We start from the raw sequence: 17,944 nt of genomic DNA, 5'->3' as shown, positions 1-17,944 counted from the left end.
CCCGAGCCCTAAGCCAACCAGCAGGAGTAGTGGGCTCATGTGTATTCAGAGAGCATCAACCACCATCTACCTGACAGCCGACCATCGCTCCTGCCGCAGCACCAACAGGGACACCTACCCAACGGCCTTGCTTCCTGGATAGTGCCGCTCCTAGTCCGGCTCCAAGAAGTCCACCGATCACACTCCCTTCGACACAGCTGTTGTTATCAACATCCACCGTTTGGGGTTCTTGTGCAGGAATCTGATTTGGCTTGTTAGCGCAAGCTATCTCTACCTTTTCGGTCCAGCTGCGGACGTATCCAGGCTTGTCTTTTGTGCCAGGCACGTATTCCTCTCTGTATTCGTCGCGAAAGCACTGAGTGGTGCGCGAATAACCAGGCTGTGAGACTGTTTGAGCCTTGGCTACTGCAAGGTCAACGTATGGCAGCGTTGCGGTGCCAATCAGCAGGGACGCAAGGACAGGCTTAAGAGCAGGCATCAAGTTCGTTCTATTTCATGAACGCTATCCCCCTTCATGGGTCGAACCCAGTTCATTTGTCGGATATGTAGTGCTGAAGTCATAGAACGTGAAGAAGATAACTGGACACCGCAATCTCAAAAGTTCCTTCCTGGCCTTGAGGGCTCGCCTGCAATGCAAGCAACCTTGCCCTATTTCCCCATGTCAGTTTGGAATTGCTCCGGCACTGACGAATTGCAGCGTTGGTGAGCCAAGGACTTGTAGGCGCTCTTCTCAACTCTGTTCAAGGATCTCCACTTCTCTTGGTCCAACCACTCTCTAAGAGCTGTATCGACACAGTTTTTGTAACCTTCATGTGGATCAAATCTCTCCCAAGCGCTAACAGGGTTTGCCGAGACCAGCAGAGGGGTGAGCAGCAGCAGTAGCCGTTTCATTGCACAAGGCTCGGTATGCCACCCAGTCTGGCTAAGAACTGGGGTATGCCCAATAAGGACCGCAGCTTTCACGAGTCGCCAGAAAAGGCTGGTCGTGAGGGGTGGCTGTATTTCGAGCAGCAGCAGAAGCTCTGTCACTTCAAGCCCGATATGGCGACGGTCCACGCGTAATGGGTCGCCATCAGGACCTACCGCTACGTTCCGCCCCGCCCGCCTGAGCCGATGACTCGGCGGCGGATGCTGCGGCATAACGCCATTGAGGCTTGGCAGACGATGCAGAAGACGGGCTGGAAGGCCCCCTCAAACATTTCGGGACAGTGGATCTCTGAGTCCGGCTTGATGTGACCAGGCGCTTGGTGAAATCCCTAGCCGCCCTTGCAGTACCTCACCCTCTCCGGAGACAACGGTGGGTCCCAGCCATCCCTGGGGGTCAACACGCAGATCGCTGAAGGGATGGTCTGAAGCAGCAAGCAAAACGCAATGACCAGCAAGGCAAAGCCTGTGCCAGGGGCGTGGATGTTGGCTTGGAACCAGGGTTTTTGAGCCATGTGATCAGTTTGGCGCTGACATGGAACCGCGTCTCGCCAGATGCGCTCCGGAAAGAGAAGCATCTTGATGGTGACATCAGTCGGTCGACAGAGGATCAGCTGAGGTTGGCTACTGGCTGAAAGCTCGTTTTATTGGGGCAACAGCTATTGCAACGTGGTCCGCACCCTCAAAGACCAATGGTTCGCTTTGGCGTTGGGAGCCATTGCGCTCATTGCATTGTTCTGGCTTGAGTTGCTGGCCTATTGACAAGGATTCCTGAAACCAGATGTTGTCCTCACGCTGCTCTTTTGGGTTGATTGCTGTTGGGGTGCTGCTGACTTGTGCTCCGGCTGCTCGTTCTTATGCGTGGGTGAGTTGCAAGCGTGATGCTTCCACAGGGTAGTTGCTCTGGCTGCGGGGTAAGTCAACTGAGTTTCTGAAGAAAGCTGAGTACCGGCCAGGTGCAACCAATCCTGATCTGGGCACTTGCTTGGTGAGCAATGAGCAACTCCGTCAAGCTCATGGTCTGAGGTTTTGATCACTGCTTGGCTTGGTCCTGTAAAACCCTGCTCATGAAGGTGATTAGCCCTTTCTTCAGGCCAAGATTTTGAATTTCAGCGGTTTCTTAAGCGCCTGATCTGTGGGATCACCAGAAGATCCATTAGTGCGAATGTGATCAGGCAGGGGATAAAACCTTTTGCCACAACATTGCAAACCCAGCGTTCCTGATCCCATTGGCAGATCACCAATTCGGATAACCAGAACAAACCCACCTTTGCTGCAAATGACGTTAGGGCAAACCGCCATTCCGATGCGCTCAGACGCAGCTTGAACGGCACAGCACTCTTGAAACTGCTGAAAGTCTGATGGCGGAACCACGCACAAGCGTAGGCTCAGGCTGCGTCTGATGCGTCTCGTCTTTGCTGATTCGTCTGCTTCTCGCTTCTGCCTTGCTGGCTTCCTGGGCAGCCCCTGCTCGAGCGATTTCGCTTTCAGCGCGCACGGATCGGTTGATTGATCGGCTTGAGCAGCTGGGTGTTGTGATCGATCGGCTCGAGCGGTGTGGCCCCGGGGCCGAACGCGCCGCTTACAACATGGGCGTGAACCGTCTCTGTTTATCGCAGGGGCTGCGCGATCAGCCAGGGCTTCAGTTGGATGTTCTGACCCATGAGGCGATCCATGTCGTTCAAGATTGTCTGGATGGTTTGGAAACGCCGTCGTCTTCCACGATCAGCTTGATGCTGCAGGCGCAGGGTGGTTTCAGCCCCGCGCAGGTCGATCGGTTTTTGACACATCATCTCGACCGTTCTACGGCTGCCCACGTGCTGACGGTGACCCAGTCGCTCGGGCCGCTGCAGCGCCAGCGGGAAGTGGAGGCCTATGCGCTCCAGGGCCAGACCGGCATGGTCGAATCCTTGCTGGCTAGGCATTGCTGATCCCCATCGAAGGATGGAGCTTGATCCTGAGATGTTGTTCTGTTTGGCATCGCTTGTCTAGATTGATTCGTTGGAACAATTGGGTGAAGCACCAGTGGATTGCGGTGCTTTTGTGGGCTCCAGTGGTGTTGCTGCAGGCTCCCTCATCAGTCGCACAAGCGTTGTTTGATTGGCCCCCAACTCGGGTGATGATTCACAACCCTGAAGCAACCGAAGGCTTGCGCAATCGCACCACGATTACAGTTGTGGTTCCTGAGGATGCTGATAACGCCTTGGGCGCGATTGTTTTGCGGCAGTTGCCCAATCTGGATCAGTGGGATTGGGGCCGCCTGGAGCCTTGGGTTTATTTCGGCGACTATTCCCTTCGTGGCAAAGGAGAACGGGGCTTGGCCACCGCCTTTGCTTCAGGTTCTGAAGAGGATTTGAATATCCAATTCAATCCGGCGATTGAGCCGGAGCACACCGTGAATGTTGTGTTCCGTGGCTTTAATCCTCAGTCCAGTATTTATCAATGGTCAACAGAACTCATGGTGGATGGTGAGGACCCCGTCCGTTATCTCGGACCCACCTTGCATCTGAATGTTTATCAGCAGGATCCGTACCGTTAGTTCTTGATTCCTAGAGCAAGTTTGGGTAGGCATTGAGGAGTCCCCAGATCACCAGCGCTGTGATCGAGGCAAAGATCACGGCCGTCCATGCCGCCAGATCGGCGTTGTTGCTGGACCCTTGCAAAAGCTGAAGAAGGCGTGCCATCAGAAGGAATGCAAGCCCTTCGGTTCTGGCTCAGCTGGAGGGCAAATTCCAGTCTTGTATGCGAGTCCTCATACGTTTCGGGGGGCTCGACAGGTCCGAACGCAGTGCTCCAGTCCCTTTAGTGATATTCCCCGGGGTGCTGAATCTTGGTGACGCTGACGCCGGAGGAACTCTTGCCGGAGAACCGCAGCAGTTCATCGCCGGAGACTTCATAACCCAGTTCTTGGGCAATCAGGGCCGCAGCATCGGCGCTCACGGCTTGCAGCACTTGCTCCCTGAGCGAAGGATCTCTGGAGATGTGAGCAAAAAATTGCCGGAGTTGGTCCGTGCTCATGCGGTTGGGGGTGTCGTGCCGATTCTGCCCGGTCTGGTGTTTCCTTTTGCCTGTTGACTGGTGCGCAGATCAGGTCTGATGGGATGACGCAACTAGCGGTGTCTGGCGCCTCCGGCAAAACCGGATGGCGCGTGGTGGAGGAGGCGCTCAAGCGTGGTCGATCGGTCCGAGCCATTGTTCGGCCTGCTTCCGTGCTGCCCTCTGCCCTGGCCCAGGCCGAGCAGGAGGGGCGCTTGGAGGTGCGTCGTCTGGAGCTGGACTCGGCGGAAGCGTTGCTCCATGCGCTGCAGGGCTGCACGGAACTGGTGATCGCCACGGGTGCTCGCCCTTCGATCAATCTGGCTGGTCCCTTGCAGGTGGACGCCTGGGGCGTGCAGGCTCAGGTGCAGGCCTGCCGCTCTCTGGGGCTGAAGCGCGTGGTGCTGGTGAGCTCCCTCTGTGCTGGCCGTTGGCTGCATCCCCTCAATCTGTTCGGCCTGATCCTGGTTTGGAAGCGGGTTGGGGAGCGCTGCCTGGAGCGCAGCGGTCTTGATTGGACCGTGATCCGGCCTGGAGGCCTGAGTGAGGACGACACCCGCAGCACCAAGGAGGGAGTGCTGGTGACCGACGCCGATCAACAGCAGAGCAACAGCATTCCTCGCCGTCTTGTGGCACAGGTCTGCCTGGATGCTTTGGAGCAGCCTCAGGCCTGTGGTCGCATCCTCGAAATCACCAGCTCCCCGGCCCAGCCCCAGCAGACGCTGAGCCAGTGCCTGGATCAGATTCCCAGCCGCTCCCAGATCACGCCCAGATTCTCCTGATGCAATGCGGTGCTAAAGCAGTCGGCCAGCTCCGCCGCGCTGAGTCTGCTGGTCACATCACCATCCGCTTCAAGGTTGGCGCGGAAGTCGCCGCCGGCGGTGTTCCAGGCCGTGTGGGCGTTGCGTTGAACGACCCGGTAAGCCTCCTCTCGGCTCATGCCAGTGCCCACCAGAGCGAGTAGCACCCGTTGGCTGAACACCACACCGCCGTACACATTCATGTTGCGGCGCATGTTCTCGGGGTAGATCCCAAGACCCTTCACCACGCTGGTCATCTCCCGCAGCATGAAGTGCAGGGTCACCGAGCAATCGGGAAGCATCATGCGCTCCGCGGAGCTGTGGCTGATGTCGCGCTCGTGCCAGAGGGCCACGTTCTCAAGGGCAGCAATGGTGTAACTGCGCAGCACCCGGGCCAGACCGCTGATCCGCTCACTGCGGATCGGGTTGCGCTTGTGGGGCATGGCGGAGCTGCCCTTCTGCCCCTTGGCGAAGTTCTCCTCCACTTCCAGCACGTCGGTGCGCTGGAGGTTGCGAATCTCGGTGGAGAAGCGCTCCAGGGAGGCGCCCACTAGGGCGAGGGTCTGCACGTAGTCGGCATGGCGATCCCGGGAGATCACCTGGGTGCTGGCGGTGTCGGGAGTCAGCCCGAGGATCTCGCAGGCGATGGCTTCCACCTGGGGATCGGTGTTGGCATAGGTGCCCATGGCGCCGCTCACCTGGCCCACGGCAACATCCTGCTCAAGCCGTTCCAGCCGGATGCTGTTGCGCTCGGTTTCCGCCAGCCAGCCGGCCACCTTGAACCCGAAGGTGATCGGTTCGCCGTGGATGGCATGGGAGCGGCCGATCATTTCGGTGCCCTTATGGGCCCGGGCCAGTTCGCGCAGGGCATCGGCCAGGGCATCGAGTTCGGTGCGCAGCAGGGCCACGGAACGTTTCAGCTGCAGGGCTACGCCCGTGTCCAGCACGTCGCTGCTGGTCATGCCCACATGGATGTGACGTCCGGCATCACCAACGTGCTCATTCACGTTGGTGAGGAAGGCGATCACGTCGTGGCGCACCTCGGCTTCGATTTCGAGGATGCGCTCCACCTCGAAGCTGGCCTTCGCCTTGATGGTGTCGAGGGCCTCTTGGGGCACGCGGCCAAGCCTGTAGTTGGCTTCGGTGGCAGCGATCTCCACATCAAGCCAGCTCTGGAATTTTGCCTGCTCACTCCAGACGGCTCCCATCTCAGGAAGGGTGTAACGCTCAATCACCGGCGCGCTCGGTTGAACAACCCAATGAATCTATGGGGCCGCCTCCGCGCGACTTGCCCTCAGCGCTGGGCCTCAATGCGTCGCGTTGCTTTTGGGATCTGACTTGTCTTGGAACCCACCCCTGGATGTTCAGTGTTTAGCTCTCAAAATTGCTCCTAAGAATTCACTGGCCCGGAACCGATGGGGACCGGGCCAATCCTGAACAGTGATCTGGCGTTCTGAGCTCAGAGAGCCGTGCTGTCGCGGTCGCCGGTGCGGATGCGAACCACTGATTCCACAGGGCTGATGAAGATCTTGCCGTCACCGATTTCACCGGTGCGGGCGGCATCGGCGATCGACTTAACCACCTCTTCGACGCGGTCGTCCTCGACCACCACTTCAATCTTCAGTTTTTGCAGAAATTCAACGGTGAATTCCGAGCCGCGGTAGCGCTCCACCTGACCTTTCTGGCGGCCGAAGCCCCGCACCTCGCTCACAGTCATGCCGATGATGCCGGCCTCAACCAGCGCCACCTTGACGTCTTCCAGCTTGAAAGGACGAATGATTGCTTCGACCTTTTTCATGGTGGGAATACGGATCTGGTTTCAAGGATGCCGCGGTTCTCAGAGCCGTGCGTGGCCGCTGTTACAGAACGCTGCCGAAGCTTGACTTCCTAGGGTCGCTGATCAGAACTGGCCCCTACAGCCCTTTGACCCAGACCCCCCTCTATGGCGAACGCGCCATCGCCGAAGCCGAGCTGATCTGCTTCGACAACCCCCGGCCTGGGCGCCCCTACGAGGTGTCGATCGAGCTGCCGGAATTCACCTGCAAATGCCCCTTCTCCGGCTATCCCGATTTCGCGGTGTTGCGCCTGATCTATCAACCCGGGCCGCGGGTGGTGGAGCTGAAGGCGATCAAGCTGTATGTGAACAGCTACCGCGACCAGGCGATCTCCCATGAGGAGGTCACCAACCGCATCCTTGATGATCTGGTGGCGGCCACGGATCCGGTGTGGATGCAGCTGGAAGCCGATTTCAACCCCCGCGGCAACGTGCACACCGTTGTGCGTGTGAGTCACGGCACCCGTCAGCCCTGCTGATCGACCCCCCCCTGCTGCACCAGCTGAGGCAATTCAGTGGCGAAGGCGGCGAGGTTGCGGTTGCAGAGGCCACCCACGCTGAGGGTTCCATCGGCTGCGATGGCCCACAGCTGCCGGGTGGCCACGAGGCTCAACCCACCGCCCACCAGCAGCACTGCGAAGCCCAGATACACCAGCGGTACTCCTGGATCACGCTTGAGCAAAAGTCCGCTGGCCGGCAGCACCGCGTCCACCCGCATCGGCAAGCCCTTCACCTCAGCCGCGGGACCACCCGGTTGCAGTCGGGCGAGCTGTTGACCGTCCGCATCGAACACCGTGGCAGGTCCCTGTTCGCTCTCCAGGCTCAGAAACACCGGTTCGGTTCCATCGGGGCGTGTCGGTAGCACAAGGCCCCAGATCTGATCACCCAGCTCCGGATAGGTCTGTAGCGGCAGCTCCAGCACGGGGCTACGCCCGATCTGCAAGCTGATCGTCGCCAGTGACCAATCGGCCTGGTAAATGGTGATGCCCCGGTGCCGCAGCGGGTGATTGACGCTGATCTCGGCATCCAAGCTTTGGTTGGGGCCCTGCAGCTGAAGAGCGGAGCGAAATTGTTCCGTGCGGCCCGCCGGATCTCGATCAATGGCGAAGCGGTCCAGGGTGATGGTCAGTTGGGTTGTGCCATCGCGATCCAGGAGATCGAGGCTGCGGCCGGGGGCCAGGAAGCGCTCCAAGCGGTTCCCCGCCAGTGCCCCCCAGGCTGCGCCAAGCATCAGCAGCACCAGGCCGGTGTGCACGAGCAAGGGCCCCACCCGGCCAATGGCGCCGCGTCGGGCCGCCAGCCGTTGTGGCTTGCGTTGCACCTCCCATCCACCGGCCCGCAGCACCGTCTCCAGCTGCATCAGAGCCCGGCTGGGGTCAGCGCAGGGCTGGCTTTCGGCGATGGCCAATTTGCTCAGCTGGCGTGTGGTGCGGTAGTCGATCCAGCGCCGGGCCGCCATCAGCGCTGGCCACTGACGGCGCCAACTGCAGAGGATCAGGGCGAGACCCAGCCAGGCCAATAGGGCCAGAAACCAGCCGCTGGAATACACATGATCGAGCTGCAACTGCAGCACCTGTTCGCCGTGGAGCAGCCCCAGCCAGGGGGTATCGGCGTAGGCATCGATGTAGCTGGAGGGCGGATCCCCCTGGGGGATGCCGGTGCCCACGGCACTGGCTAGGGCAATCAGCAGCAGCAGCACGATCGCCAGCCGCAGATCGCTGAGCCAGGCGGCCAGGCGTTTCAGTGGGCCCATCCCGTTCGTCATTCCCATCAGCTCCAGCGGGCCAGCAGGGTGAGTAGGCCGCTGGTGAGCAGCACCACTCCACTGGCTGGCGGCACCCAGCGACTGATGCCCCGCAGGGCGAGCAGTTTGGGGATGGCTGCTGCAAAGGTGCCCGCCAGCAGCAGGGGCAGCACCTGGCCGAAGCCGAAGCTGCTGAGCAGGGCCACCCCTGCCAGGGGACGTCCGCTCTGGGCAATCCAGCCCAGCAGCACCGCCAACACGGGGGTGGTGCAGGGTGAGGCCGCCAGCCCGAAGGCCAGTCCTGCTGCAACCGGCGCCAGCGGGGCCGGCACCTTCTGACGCCATTGCTCCGGGTCTGGACCGCTGGGCAGTGGAATCCGAAGCACCCCCAGCAGGTTGAGCCCCATCGCTACCGCCAGGATCGCCACCAATGTGGGGATCAGTGCCGGCACCTGGCCGTAGATCCGGCCCAGCAGTCCGCTGATGCTCCCCAGCACCACCAGGGCACCGACGATGCCGCCGCAGAAGGCGAGGCTGCGCTGCCAGGCCGGTTGGCCATCGTCAAAGCCCGCCAGGTAGGCCAGCGTTACCGGCAGCAAGGACAGGGAACACGGCCCAAGACTGGTGAGGGCGCCGCCACCAAACACCAGTGCCAGCGTCAGTGGGCCTGGATCCGCCAGGGCGCGCTGCAGCAGCTGCTCGCTGCTCTGGGCCAAATCGGAGAGCAGCAGCAGGTCCATAGGTGCCCTTGAGTGTGCAAAGCCTATCCAGGCACGCCGGTCACCAGACCAGGCTCAGCCTTGACGCAACGACCGTTGGCGTCCGTTGGATCGTCCCCCGATCAAACCGGTGGATTCCAGGGAACAGCGGATCAGCAGGCCCAGGATCACCAGGCTCGACATCAGCGAGTTGCCGCCGTAGCTGATCAAAGGCAGTGGCAGACCGGTGGTGGGCATCGCCCCAGAAGCCACCGCGATGTTCAGGATCGATTGGCCCACCAGGATCGTGGTGCAGCCGATGGCCACGAGCCGGGCCTGGTTGCTTCGGCAGCGCAGGGCCACCCGCAGCCCCACCCAGGCCACCAGCATCAGGAACAGCAGCAGCAGCACTGAACCCACGAATCCAAATTCCTCGGCGAACACCGCGTAGATGAAGTCGGTGCTCTGGATCGGCAGGTATTGGAGCTTCTGGGTGGAAAGGCCATAGCCCTGTCCCATCCAACCGCCGGATCCGATCGCCAGCAGGCTCTGCACCAGCTGGTAGCCATCCCCCATCGGGTCGTTCCAGGGATCCAGAAACGACACCACCCGGATCCGTTGGTATTCATTGATCAAGATGCTGGCGGTGCCCAGCAGCGATCCCGCCAGGGCGGTGCCCAACAGGCTGCGCCAGCGCAGGCCGGCCCCCAGGGCCACCATCCAGAGGGTGAGTCCCATTAGGGCCGCTGTGGAGAGATTGGGTTGCTTGAGGATCAGCAGCAGCAGCCCGCCGAAGCTCCCCAGCCAAAGCAGCTTCTGGTCGAGGCTCATGCGGTTCCAGGGGGCGAACAGGTTCGCGGCCTGCAGCACCACGAAGGGTTTCACCAGCTCCGAGGGCTGCATCGGCAGCGGACCGAGCACCAGCCAGCGGCTGGCGCCGTTCACAGTGGTGCCCATCACCAGGGTGGCGGCGATCAGCAGGCAGCCCATCCACAGCCCTGGGCCTGACCAGCGCAGCCATCGCCGCAGGTTGGTGGAGATCGTGATGCCCAGCAAACTCCAGCTGGCCAGGAGCCAGATCGCCTGCCGTTTCAGATAGAAACCGCCATCGCCCATTTCCCGAAGGGCCACCCACCAACTGGCGGACGCCAACACCACCAGCCCTGCCACACTCCAGAATCCCGCCAGCCCCATCAGCAGGCGAGCTTCTGCTGGCCAGAGCTGCCACGGCAAGGGCAGTAGCCGCTGAATCAATGCCAACGTCTGAGTTTCTTGCTTACCCCGTCGTCTCGAAGCTCTTTGTAGGGCTGTCGCCTGACCCAAACGTTTGCTCAACCAGCATCAATGCACCATTGAGCCGTGAAATGCTTGCCTTGCCAAGGCACTGATTGAAGAGAATTGTTGGCTGGGAGTCTTTGCAGGGCTTGATGAGCAGCGGTTTCGCTTATGCAACGTTCAACCGCTCATGCTCAACTTCCCATTGCACGTGGGATCCCCAGGATTGCTGGCGCACCCAGCAGCGTCCACCGCGGCAGTGAAGAACCTGGAAGGGCGGCAGGTCGCAGGGCTGGTTGTCGATTCGCACAAAGCTGCCCGGCTGCAACAGCGGCACCACCTTGGCGGGTTGGGGGCGGTGGTTGGACACGTCCATCGACGCGAATTGAGGCAATCCTCTTGGCAGAACAGGCTCCAGCCGCTGGATCGCCGGTTTTCTTCGGGATCGGTCTGCTTTTATGTCGCAATGGCGTCCAAACAGCGTCTTGATCTGGAACTCCTGACCCGTGGATTGGTCAGTTCACGCCAACAGGCGCAGCAATTGATTCGTGCTGGAAAGGTGCGGGATGGCGCCGGCACCCTGTTGGACAAGCCTGGAACGGAGGTGACGCCGGAGCGAGAACTGCGGGTGGAGCAGCCCCCCCGCTTTGTCTCTCGAGGGGGTGAAAAACTTTTGGCGGGCTTGAAGGCTTTCCCTGTACTGGTGGAGGGGCGCGTTTGCCTGGATGGGGGCATCTCCACCGGCGGCTTCACCGATTGCCTGCTGCAGCACGGCGCTACCCGTGTTTATGGCGTTGATGTGGGCTATGGCCAAACGGCCTGGAGCCTGCGAACCGACGAACGAGTTGTGCTGCGGGAACGCACCAACCTGCGCCATCTGCAGCCCGACGATCTCTATGGGGCCGACGACCCCTGGCCCAGTTTGGCGGTCACCGATGTGTCGTTCATTTCCCTGCGGTTGATTCTTCCGGCGTTGCGCCGGTTGTTGCGGGGTCCAGACACCGATGCTCTGGTGCTGGTGAAGCCGCAGTTTGAGGTGGGCAAGAGTCGCGTCGGCAAGGGGGGCGTGGTCCGTGACCCTGCGGCCCACCGGGATGCCATTGAATCCGTGATTGCAGCGGCAGCAGAAGCGGAGTGGCAGCCCCAGGGCTTGGTGGCTTCGCCGATCACCGGGCCGGCCGGCAACCACGAGTATGTGCTTTGGTTGGGGGAGGGAGATGCCGCTGTTCTTCCGGATCTCGATGCTTTGGTGGCGCAGACCCTCCAGAATTGATGGCCAATAAAAAAGCCCGGTATTGAACCGGGCTCGGAATTCGCTTTGGAGCGGAGTTCAGTTGCCGACGTTGACCTGCTGACCCCCGGTGCAGAGCTCCACCTTGATGATGCGGCCACCCTGCTTTTGGATGCGCTGCTGTTCAGCGAACCAGCTGTCGTAGGGCACCCACTTGGTGAAGAAGGTGTTCTGCAATTCGCGCTGCGTCCGAACCTTTTCAGGGCTGGGAATGCAGGCGGTGACTTTGAACAACCGCATGGGGCTCAGTTGCCGAGGCCGGAGCAGATGTAGTCGAAGTAGACACCCATTTCCTTGCCAGCATCAGGGCCGACCAGGCCTGCGGTGACTTCCTTCATGGCCTGGATGGCCTGAACGGTGGCGCCAATGGGCACACCCAGGGAGTTGTAGGTCTCCTTGAGGCCGTTCAGAACACGCTCGTCGAGGATCGAGGTGTCGCCAGCCAGCATGGCGTAGGTGGAATAACGCAGGTAGTAATCCAGGTCGCGGATGCAGGCTGCGTAGCGGCGGGTGGTGTACATGTTGCCGCCGGGACGGGTGATGTCCGAGTACAGCAGGGCCTTGGCGACGGCATCGCGGATGATGGCCGAAGCATTGGCGCTGATAGTGGCGGCAGCGCGCACGCGCAGTTCACCACTGGCGAAATACGACTCGAGGCTGCTCATCGAAGCCGTGTCCAGGTAGAGGCCCTGGACGTCCGACTTGTTGATGACGTTGGTGATGGCGTCTTGCATGGATCCGTGAGGAGACGAGAGGGAAAATCAGCGAGCGGTTCAGGCGAGGGCGCCAACCACGTAATCGAAGTAGGTGCCGGCTTCCTCTGCGTCGGCTCCGGTGAGAAGGCCCATGGCGACGATCTTCATCTCGCGCACGGCTTCTGCCATGGCTTCCAGGGGAGTGCCCAAGGAGCGGTAGAGCTCTTTCGCGCCGATCACGCCGATCTCTTCGATCGGAGTGACGTCACCGGCGACGATGCCGTAGGTGACAAGACGGAGGTAGTAGTCCATGTCACGCAGACATGTGGCGGTCATCTCTTCTCCGTAGGCGTTTCCGCCGGGGGAGATGACGTCGGGACGCTTCTGGAACAGCTGACCACCAGCCTGCTTGACGATGCGCTCGCGGCTCTCGCACAGGACCTGGGCCACGCGCAGACGGCGTTGACCGCCGGTGACGAAGGCTTTGATCTGGTCGAGTTCGCCAGGGCTGAGGTAGCGGGCTTCGGCGTCCGCGTTGATGATCGAGTTGGAGACGATGCTCATGCAGTTCTGCCTCGAAACAAGCGGCCGCCCGTAGGAGACCGGTATCCGGTGAATAAGGGGTGATCCCGAGGGATCGCGTCTCAGACTAAGGGCTGAGACAGGGGGTCGAAGCGTCGGGAGTGAGACTTGTTCACAACGGTCAACACTGATCGTTGTGGCCCCGCTCCGTTGGGATCGGCTGAGGCATTCTGCGCTGGCGACGGCCTGGGATTTTTGCCCGGGTAACAGTTCTTCACGGCATCGACCGTGGCTCGAAAGCCGTTGCCATCACTGCGGTTTGCGTCATGGTTCGAGAGGCTCCCAAGACGCACAAAATGATCCCGATGAAGCGGCACTTCACCGGGATCCAATGAGAACAACCGCTGGCAATTGGGGCGGTTGTTTGTCAGGAAAATCGCCGTTTGGCTCAGATCGCGTCGCCTGTGGGGGGATTCAGGCCGGCATTGCCGCGGTAGAGCGAAGCCGTGCGCTGGATGGTGGCCTGGCTGACCCCTGAGGCTGTCGACATGCCGTCGATGCAGGGCACGGTTGTGCTGATCCGTTCCGCCAACAGTTCGGTGACAGCTGCACCCTGACCTGCTTGAGCGCGGGTGATCAAGAAGCGGCTGGTCTCTGCTGGGGTGGTGGCCCGTCCCAACAGCGCCAGGCCTGCGGCGGATGCGGCCCGAAGCGGAGCCATGGAGGCGATGCGGTTCTGGAACGCTTCGCTCATGGCCACTTCAGCGATGAAATCAGGCAGGTCGATGTCCTGATTGCGCAGTCGGGACTCGGCGGAGACCAGGCGCTCGCTTTCCGTTGGGACACGGTTCAGCAGTTGCCGATACGTCGCATCGAGCACGGTGCGAAGTTCAGACTCGCTGCAGGGCTGTTTCAGCTCCAGCATGGCCGGGAGCCCTTCCCGCAGCTGGAATCCAGAGGCATCGGCGTTGGCCAGTGCCTGCCCCATGGTCGAGAGGGCCTGGGTCTTGCCAGTCGCCACGGAGCGGCTCTTGACCGTCCATGAGGGGCCATCAAGCTTGCTGGGCTCGGATCCGCTGGCCCGACGCATCGGGAAGCCGGTTTGCTTCGAGGCCAGGCTTTGCTGGCGCACCACCGACAGCCAACGGGAGTCGGCACCGCTGGCGCCACTGGTGGGCGTCCAGGTTCCTTGCGATGCCGACTTGGTGTCGACCAGGTTGCGGGGTGTGATCGTGCCACTGCTGCGGAAGCCTTCCGATGGCTGCGCTTCCGGGCGGCTGCTCAGGGTGAGATCAGCCACGGCAGCGAGGTTGAGCGGGCGGGCCCAGCCGGGGGCACGACGGGCGTTCACATCGCCTGGGGTGATGAATCTCTCGAAGGGGACCGTGTCGGATCCGAATGCTTCGCCGTATTCACGGCTGTCGATCAGGGCGTCCACCACCCCGTAGAAGCCGTGGCGGGCAGCGGTGTCAAACAGGGCATCGATTTCCCAGCGGCCGAAGGTGGGACGTCCCAACAGACGGCGGTGCATCACTTCGATCGCCTTCACGATGTAAAGGCCACTCCAGTAGCGGCGACGGAAGGCATCAGAGCGGGCGACAGCGCGCACGAAATCCTTCAGACAGATGTCACCGTTCTCGAGCCGAGCTTCGGCTGAGCCCATGCGCTCTCCTGCATAGCCACCGTTGCCCAGCACCTGCACATACACCGCCTTGATTACGGCTTGGGTGCTGGCTTCAGTGGTGCGAACACTGGGGTTTCCGCCGCGACGGGGATTGACGGTTCCTCCGGTTGCAATCTGCTGAAGCCGAACCACACGTGGCCCCACCTTGCGGGGGCGGCTGCCGCGGAAGCTGGCGCTGTCCAGCTGTCCGGGGCTGTTGAGACCGTTGCTCACCAGCAGGCGGCGGCTGTCGTAGCCGTAAGGCGCCGGCCGTGTGGCCACCGAAGCGGTTCCGCTGGGGAAGATGGCGCCGTACTGGTTGGCCACCGGATCATTGCCGCCGCCGTAGACGTGCTGATCGGCAAAGGGTTGGCGGTAGGAGGCGTAGAGGGTGACGTATTGCGGCGCGCCATCGAAGGGGGCGCTGAATTTGAAGAGCTTGCGATTGGAGCCCCAACCGGCGCTCTCCTGAGCTTCAGTGCCGAGATCCCGCAGGTAGGGAACGGTTTCCTCACCAAAGGCCTGGGCGTATTCCGAGGAATTCACCAGCACATCCACCAGACCGTTCAGGCCCTGGTCGCTGAGGATCGCGAACGACTTGCGGAATTCCTCAAGGGAGCTGATGCCCCGGCCGAGGAAGTGGCGGTACGCCAGTTCCACCACGCGGCTGTTGACGAAACCGTCGTGGAACTGCTGGCGATATTCCTTGCTGCGGCCGAGGGCGCGAACGAATTCACGCATTGAGATCTGTCCCTGGGCGACGGCACTGGCTTTGTCCGCACAGGGGGTCTGGGAGTAGCCCTTGGCGATGTCGCGCTCAAACACCTGGCGGTAGGCGGCGCGAATGATTTCAGCTTTCTCGGCTCCGGACAGACCGGGACGCATTTCAAACAGCTGGCGTCCCTCTGAGGCCAGGGCATAGATCGCCGGCAGCTGCAGGCCCTGCTGCACTGCACTCCCCTGGCGCTGCTTCGTGCTGGGGGTGGGGATGGCCAGCTCCTGCAACAGCACGTTGAAGCAGTCGATGGTCATCTGACGGGCTTCAGGACGATCCCGCAGCAGTTCCGCTGAAGCAGCCCGCATCTCCTGAAGAGCCACGTTGGTGGCCGCCAGAGAGCAGTTCTCCAGAAGGATGTCCCGCAGCCCCCGGGTGTTCACCGCAAGGATGCTGGGGTCTCCTGCCACCAGGGCATAGCCCACATAGCGCAGGAACCAACCCATGTCGCGGACCGACTTGCGCATGAAGGCCGGGCCGTACTTGGCCACGCTAATGGCGTTGAAACCGGTGGGGAGCACAACCCGCACGTCGGCATCGCCGCCAGCTCCTTCCAGCAGGCGGGTGAGGAAGTTGCCCCGCTTGGTGCTGTTGCTGTCGCCGGTGAAGGTGCGCACCGACTGTTCAAACGCGGCTTGGTCAGCAGCCAGGGGAGTGCCTTCCTGACCAGTTGAACGTGCGGTTTCGCCCGTTGTCAGGGGTGCTTCAAGGAAGGAGAGAGGCGTACCTCCCACAAAAATTCTGTTGGCGGCGCGGGCCACGATGGCCTCGGCGTTGGCCGCAATGATCCGGGACGCTTCGATCCGGTCCTGACCGGTTCGGAAGAAGGTCACAAGACTGTCCAGTTCCCCGTTGTCCGGGAAACGGTCCTGCTGCTCTGCCTGACGGACGCTGGAGAGCGGCAGCGTGTCGAACAGTTGGGGAGACACGCGCGGGCTGCCGCTGCTGGCGGTCACTGTCATCGACGAAAGCAAGCCGGATCGCGCCACGTTACGGCTGCTGGGATGGCCCTCCGTGGCCCCATGAACAAATGTTTGCAGGCCTTGCGGTGCTGCAGGGAATCCACGGGTCTGACGTGAAAAGCTCGCAGGCGCGAAATCAGCGCTGCATGACCCACCCCAAGCCCAGTGATGCTGCGACTCCCGTGGTGAGTGCGTTTTATGACCGCTTCCCCTTCCCGGGGGATCCACTGCAGGACGGCCCCCCACCTGGATACAACTGGCGTTGGTGTCATCGCAGCGTTCTGGCCGCTGTGCACGGCTCGATCCCTGCAGGGATGGAGGCGCCGCGGATCCTCGATGCCGGTTGCGGAACCGGGGTGAGCACCGATTACCTCTGCCATCTCAATCCGGGTGCTGACGTGCTCGGGGTGGACATCAGTGATGGGGCTCTGGCGGTGGCGCGGGAACGCTGCCAGCGCTCCGGGGCGGCCGAGCAAGTCACCTCCCTGCGTCAGGAGCGGCGCAGTCTTCTTGATCTGGCCGACGAAGGGTCGTTTGACTACATCAATTCGGTGGGGGTGTTGCATCACCTGGACCAGCCGGAAGCGGGGCTGCGCTCCCTGGCGGATCGCCTGGCTCCGTCGGGTCTGCTGCATCTCTTTCTTTACGCCGATGCCGGTCGCTGGGAGATACACCGCATCCAGAAAGCGCTGAGTCTTCTGAATGCCGGCACAGGCTCGGAGGGTCTGCATCTGGGGCGGGAGCTGTTCGAGACCCTGCCTGAGGGCAACCGCCTTGCCCGTCATCACCGGGAACGCTGGGCCGTGGACTGCGCACCTGACGCGAATTTCGCGGACATGTACTTGCACCCGCAGGAAACCAGCTACAACCTCGAGCGTCTTTTCGCGTTCATCGAAACGGCGGGTCTGCATTTCGCCGGCTTCTCCAATCCGGAGGTTTGGGATCCATCCCGCCTTCTCCAGGGAGAACTGCTGGAGCGAGCCCAGGCCTTGCCACCGCGTCAGCAGTGGGAGCTTGTGGAGCAGCTGGATCCCGACATCAGCCACTTCGAGTTCTTTCTCTCTGCGGCACCAGTGGAGCGAGCCCGCTGGAGTGATGAGGCCCTGGGCCTTGCCAGCGGTTTGGTTCAGCCCTGCCTCTGGGGGGAACCCGATCCGATTCTTGGTCGCAACATGGAGCCCATTCAGCTCACGGATGCCGACCGCTCCCTGCTGCGGACTGTCGCTGAGCAGCCGGAAGAGAGGCTGGGGGCCCTTGCGTCTCCGGATCAGATCCGCGGTCTTGTGGATCGCCAGCTGCTTCTGTTGCAGGAATAACAGCAGCGAACGCGTGATAGATTCCGCGCGCCATTTCAGGCAGCGCTTGGAAGATTTTTACCGTCTTCAACGTCGCCTGCTGTTGGCCACCGTTCTGGTGTCACTCGTCACGGTTCCGATCGTGGCTCTCACCATGAATCTCTCGGTGGCCGGCAGTGTTCTTGTGGGCTCCTGCGCCGGACTTCTGTACGTGCGCTTGTTGGCTCGCAGTGTGGCCCGGCTCAGTGACCAGTCCCGTGGACTGGGGCGTTTTCAGCTCATCGTTCCAACCCTGCTTGTGGTTGGTTCGGCCAAGCTGCCCCAGCTCGATCTGCTGCCGGCCTTCCTGGGATTCCTTCTCTACAAGCCCGCCCTGATTCTTCAGCACGTCTTCGACGACCGCTGAGTCTGAGCACTTTTCTCTGCACTC

Annotated in this window: 22 protein-coding genes; 8 read left to right on the top strand and 14 right to left on the bottom strand. The window is 61.6% G+C overall.

The window, feature by feature from the left end; translation table 11 throughout:
- Nucleotides 1–55: 55 nt before the first annotated feature.
- Nucleotides 56–478, bottom strand: a complete 423-nt coding sequence (locus SynTAK9802_RS10270) for a glycine zipper 2TM domain-containing protein (protein ID WP_186495996.1) — start codon at nucleotides 476–478, stop codon at nucleotides 56–58.
- A 593-nt stretch (nucleotides 479–1,071) separates the two neighbouring features.
- On the opposite strand from SynTAK9802_RS10270, the gene SynTAK9802_RS12800 reads away from it, so the two are divergent.
- Nucleotides 1,072–1,236: a DUF1651 domain-containing protein gene (locus SynTAK9802_RS12800; protein WP_370586396.1), complete on the top strand. Its 165-nt coding sequence runs from the start codon at nucleotides 1,072–1,074 to the stop codon at nucleotides 1,234–1,236.
- Nucleotides 1,237–2,033: 797 nt separating this feature from the next.
- Here the strand turns inward: SynTAK9802_RS12800 and SynTAK9802_RS10260 are convergent.
- The gene (locus tag SynTAK9802_RS10260; RefSeq protein ID WP_186495993.1) at nucleotides 2,034–2,258 is read right to left on the bottom strand and encodes a hypothetical protein; all 225 of its coding nucleotides are present in this window, start codon (nucleotides 2,256–2,258) and stop codon (nucleotides 2,034–2,036) included.
- A 111-nt stretch (nucleotides 2,259–2,369) separates the two neighbouring features.
- On the opposite strand from SynTAK9802_RS10260, the gene SynTAK9802_RS10255 reads away from it, so the two are divergent.
- Together SynTAK9802_RS10255 and SynTAK9802_RS10250 are read left to right on the top strand one after the other, a co-directional pair.
- Entirely contained in the window at nucleotides 2,370–2,855 is a 486-nt protein-coding gene (locus tag SynTAK9802_RS10255) for a hypothetical protein (RefSeq protein ID WP_136987670.1), read from the top strand.
- Nucleotides 2,849–3,463, top strand: a complete 615-nt coding sequence (locus SynTAK9802_RS10250; RefSeq protein WP_255487752.1) for a DUF2808 domain-containing protein — start codon at nucleotides 2,849–2,851, stop codon at nucleotides 3,461–3,463. The genes SynTAK9802_RS10255 and SynTAK9802_RS10250 overlap by 7 nt, the downstream gene beginning before the upstream one ends.
- A 10-nt stretch (nucleotides 3,464–3,473) precedes the next feature.
- Here SynTAK9802_RS10250 and SynTAK9802_RS12675 read toward each other — a convergent pair whose 3' ends face one another.
- Together SynTAK9802_RS12675 and SynTAK9802_RS10245 are read right to left on the bottom strand one after the other, a co-directional pair.
- Nucleotides 3,474–3,608, bottom strand: a complete 135-nt coding sequence (locus tag SynTAK9802_RS12675) for a hypothetical protein (RefSeq protein WP_255441776.1) — start codon at nucleotides 3,606–3,608, stop codon at nucleotides 3,474–3,476.
- Between the two features lie 118 nt (nucleotides 3,609–3,726).
- Nucleotides 3,727–3,942, bottom strand: coding sequence for a Nif11-like leader peptide family natural product precursor (locus tag SynTAK9802_RS10245; protein ID WP_115081034.1), 216 nt, complete (start codon nucleotides 3,940–3,942; stop codon nucleotides 3,727–3,729).
- 83 nt (nucleotides 3,943–4,025) lie between these two features.
- Here SynTAK9802_RS10245 and SynTAK9802_RS10240 point away from each other — a divergent pair, with 83 nt between their 5' ends.
- Entirely contained in the window at nucleotides 4,026–4,742 is a 717-nt protein-coding gene (locus SynTAK9802_RS10240; RefSeq protein WP_186495990.1) for an SDR family oxidoreductase, read from the top strand.
- On the opposite strand, the gene purB is transcribed toward SynTAK9802_RS10240, so the two are convergent.
- Together purB and SynTAK9802_RS10230 are read right to left on the bottom strand one after the other, a co-directional pair.
- Nucleotides 4,700–5,995 (bottom strand): adenylosuccinate lyase, encoded by a 1,296-nt coding sequence (purB, locus tag SynTAK9802_RS10235; RefSeq protein WP_186495987.1) that lies wholly within the window; start codon nucleotides 5,993–5,995, stop codon nucleotides 4,700–4,702. The two genes, SynTAK9802_RS10240 and purB, sit on opposite strands and share 43 nt — an antisense overlap.
- A 224-nt stretch (nucleotides 5,996–6,219) precedes the next feature.
- Complete coding sequence (locus SynTAK9802_RS10230; RefSeq protein ID WP_006851285.1) at nucleotides 6,220–6,558, bottom strand: P-II family nitrogen regulator; 339 nt, start codon at nucleotides 6,556–6,558, stop codon at nucleotides 6,220–6,222.
- A gap of 125 nt (nucleotides 6,559–6,683) precedes the next feature.
- On the opposite strand from SynTAK9802_RS10230, the gene queF reads away from it, so the two are divergent.
- On the top strand, nucleotides 6,684–7,073 hold the full coding sequence (gene queF / locus SynTAK9802_RS10225) for a preQ(1) synthase (protein WP_186495984.1): 390 nt from the start codon (nucleotides 6,684–6,686) through the stop codon (nucleotides 7,071–7,073).
- Here queF and SynTAK9802_RS10220 read toward each other — a convergent pair.
- The 4 genes from SynTAK9802_RS10220 to SynTAK9802_RS10205 all read right to left on the bottom strand — a co-directional run bounded on the left by SynTAK9802_RS10220 (nucleotide 7,061) and on the right by SynTAK9802_RS10205 (nucleotide 10,687).
- Entirely contained in the window at nucleotides 7,061–8,359 is a 1,299-nt protein-coding gene (locus tag SynTAK9802_RS10220) for a cytochrome c biogenesis protein ResB (RefSeq protein WP_255487751.1), read from the bottom strand. The two genes, queF and SynTAK9802_RS10220, sit on opposite strands and share 13 nt — an antisense overlap.
- Nucleotides 8,360–8,364: 5 nt before the next feature.
- A complete protein-coding gene (locus tag SynTAK9802_RS10215) occupies nucleotides 8,365–9,078 on the bottom strand; it encodes a cytochrome c biogenesis CcdA family protein (protein ID WP_115081008.1) in 714 nt (237 codons plus the stop codon).
- 54 nt (nucleotides 9,079–9,132) lie between these two features.
- Complete coding sequence (locus SynTAK9802_RS10210) at nucleotides 9,133–10,296, bottom strand: FtsW/RodA/SpoVE family cell cycle protein (RefSeq protein WP_370586355.1); 1,164 nt, start codon at nucleotides 10,294–10,296, stop codon at nucleotides 9,133–9,135.
- A 184-nt stretch (nucleotides 10,297–10,480) separates the two neighbouring features.
- On the bottom strand, nucleotides 10,481–10,687 hold the full coding sequence (locus SynTAK9802_RS10205) for a hypothetical protein (protein ID WP_186495982.1): 207 nt from the start codon (nucleotides 10,685–10,687) through the stop codon (nucleotides 10,481–10,483).
- Nucleotides 10,688–10,777: 90 nt separating this feature from the next.
- Here SynTAK9802_RS10205 and SynTAK9802_RS10200 point away from each other — a divergent pair, with 90 nt between their 5' ends.
- A complete protein-coding gene (locus tag SynTAK9802_RS10200) occupies nucleotides 10,778–11,584 on the top strand; it encodes a TlyA family RNA methyltransferase (protein WP_186495979.1) in 807 nt (268 codons plus the stop codon).
- A gap of 57 nt (nucleotides 11,585–11,641) precedes the next feature.
- Here the strand turns inward: SynTAK9802_RS10200 and SynTAK9802_RS10195 are convergent, their stop codons facing one another.
- The 4 genes from SynTAK9802_RS10195 to SynTAK9802_RS10180 form a co-directional block, all read right to left on the bottom strand.
- Nucleotides 11,642–11,842: a phycobilisome linker polypeptide gene (locus SynTAK9802_RS10195; RefSeq protein ID WP_006851140.1), complete on the bottom strand. Its 201-nt coding sequence runs from the start codon at nucleotides 11,840–11,842 to the stop codon at nucleotides 11,642–11,644.
- Nucleotides 11,843–11,847: 5 nt separating this feature from the next.
- Nucleotides 11,848–12,336 carry an allophycocyanin subunit beta gene (gene apcB / locus SynTAK9802_RS10190; protein WP_114989511.1) on the bottom strand — a complete coding sequence of 163 codons (489 nt, stop codon included), beginning with the start codon at nucleotides 12,334–12,336 and terminating at the stop codon, nucleotides 11,848–11,850.
- A 39-nt stretch (nucleotides 12,337–12,375) separates the two neighbouring features.
- A complete protein-coding gene (locus SynTAK9802_RS10185; protein ID WP_114989510.1) occupies nucleotides 12,376–12,861 on the bottom strand; it encodes an allophycocyanin in 486 nt (161 codons plus the stop codon).
- 406 nt (nucleotides 12,862–13,267) lie between these two features.
- Nucleotides 13,268–16,219, bottom strand: coding sequence for a phycobilisome rod-core linker polypeptide (locus tag SynTAK9802_RS10180; RefSeq protein ID WP_186495977.1), 2,952 nt, complete (start codon nucleotides 16,217–16,219; stop codon nucleotides 13,268–13,270).
- Nucleotides 16,220–16,365: 146 nt separating this feature from the next.
- Between SynTAK9802_RS10180 and SynTAK9802_RS10175 the strand changes: the two genes are divergently transcribed.
- A complete protein-coding gene (locus tag SynTAK9802_RS10175; protein WP_186498186.1) occupies nucleotides 16,366–17,535 on the top strand; it encodes a class I SAM-dependent methyltransferase in 1,170 nt (389 codons plus the stop codon).
- 46 nt (nucleotides 17,536–17,581) lie between these two features.
- On the top strand, nucleotides 17,582–17,920 hold the full coding sequence (locus SynTAK9802_RS10170) for a hypothetical protein (RefSeq protein WP_114989508.1): 339 nt from the start codon (nucleotides 17,582–17,584) through the stop codon (nucleotides 17,918–17,920).
- The last annotated feature ends 24 nt before the right edge of the window (nucleotides 17,921–17,944 follow it).

Origin of the sequence: Synechococcus sp. TAK9802 (assembly GCF_014279535.1) — a bacterium.
In the GTDB taxonomy this organism is placed as follows: Bacteria; Cyanobacteriota; Cyanobacteriia; order PCC-6307; family Cyanobiaceae; genus Parasynechococcus.
This window is presented reverse-complemented; position numbering and strand designations above follow the sequence as displayed.

Excerpts from the sequence above, each read along its gene's own strand:
- SynTAK9802_RS10270 (WP_186495996.1), bottom strand. The coding sequence starts at position 478 with ATGCCTGCTCTTAAGCCTGTCCTTGCGTCCCTGCTGATTGGCACCGCA.
- SynTAK9802_RS12675 (WP_255441776.1), bottom strand. The coding sequence starts at position 3,608 with ATGGCACGCCTTCTTCAGCTTTTGCAAGGGTCCAGCAACAACGCCGAT.
- SynTAK9802_RS10245 (WP_115081034.1), bottom strand. The coding sequence starts at position 3,942 with ATGAGCACGGACCAACTCCGGCAATTTTTTGCTCACATCTCCAGAGAT.
- SynTAK9802_RS10240 (WP_186495990.1), top strand. The coding sequence starts at position 4,026 with ATGACGCAACTAGCGGTGTCTGGCGCCTCCGGCAAAACCGGATGGCGC.
- SynTAK9802_RS10230 (WP_006851285.1), bottom strand. The coding sequence starts at position 6,558 with ATGAAAAAGGTCGAAGCAATCATTCGTCCTTTCAAGCTGGAAGACGTC.
- SynTAK9802_RS10220 (WP_255487751.1), bottom strand. The coding sequence starts at position 8,359 with ATGACGAACGGGATGGGCCCACTGAAACGCCTGGCCGCCTGGCTCAGC.
- SynTAK9802_RS10215 (WP_115081008.1), bottom strand. The coding sequence starts at position 9,078 with ATGGACCTGCTGCTGCTCTCCGATTTGGCCCAGAGCAGCGAGCAGCTG.
- SynTAK9802_RS10205 (WP_186495982.1), bottom strand. The coding sequence starts at position 10,687 with ATGGACGTGTCCAACCACCGCCCCCAACCCGCCAAGGTGGTGCCGCTG.
- SynTAK9802_RS10200 (WP_186495979.1), top strand. The coding sequence starts at position 10,778 with ATGGCGTCCAAACAGCGTCTTGATCTGGAACTCCTGACCCGTGGATTG.
- SynTAK9802_RS10195 (WP_006851140.1), bottom strand. The coding sequence starts at position 11,842 with ATGCGGTTGTTCAAAGTCACCGCCTGCATTCCCAGCCCTGAAAAGGTT.
- apcB (WP_114989511.1), bottom strand. The coding sequence starts at position 12,336 with ATGCAAGACGCCATCACCAACGTCATCAACAAGTCGGACGTCCAGGGC.
- SynTAK9802_RS10185 (WP_114989510.1), bottom strand. The coding sequence starts at position 12,861 with ATGAGCATCGTCTCCAACTCGATCATCAACGCGGACGCCGAAGCCCGC.
- SynTAK9802_RS10180 (WP_186495977.1), bottom strand. The coding sequence starts at position 16,219 with ATGACAGTGACCGCCAGCAGCGGCAGCCCGCGCGTGTCTCCCCAACTG.
- SynTAK9802_RS10175 (WP_186498186.1), top strand. The coding sequence starts at position 16,366 with ATGACCCACCCCAAGCCCAGTGATGCTGCGACTCCCGTGGTGAGTGCG.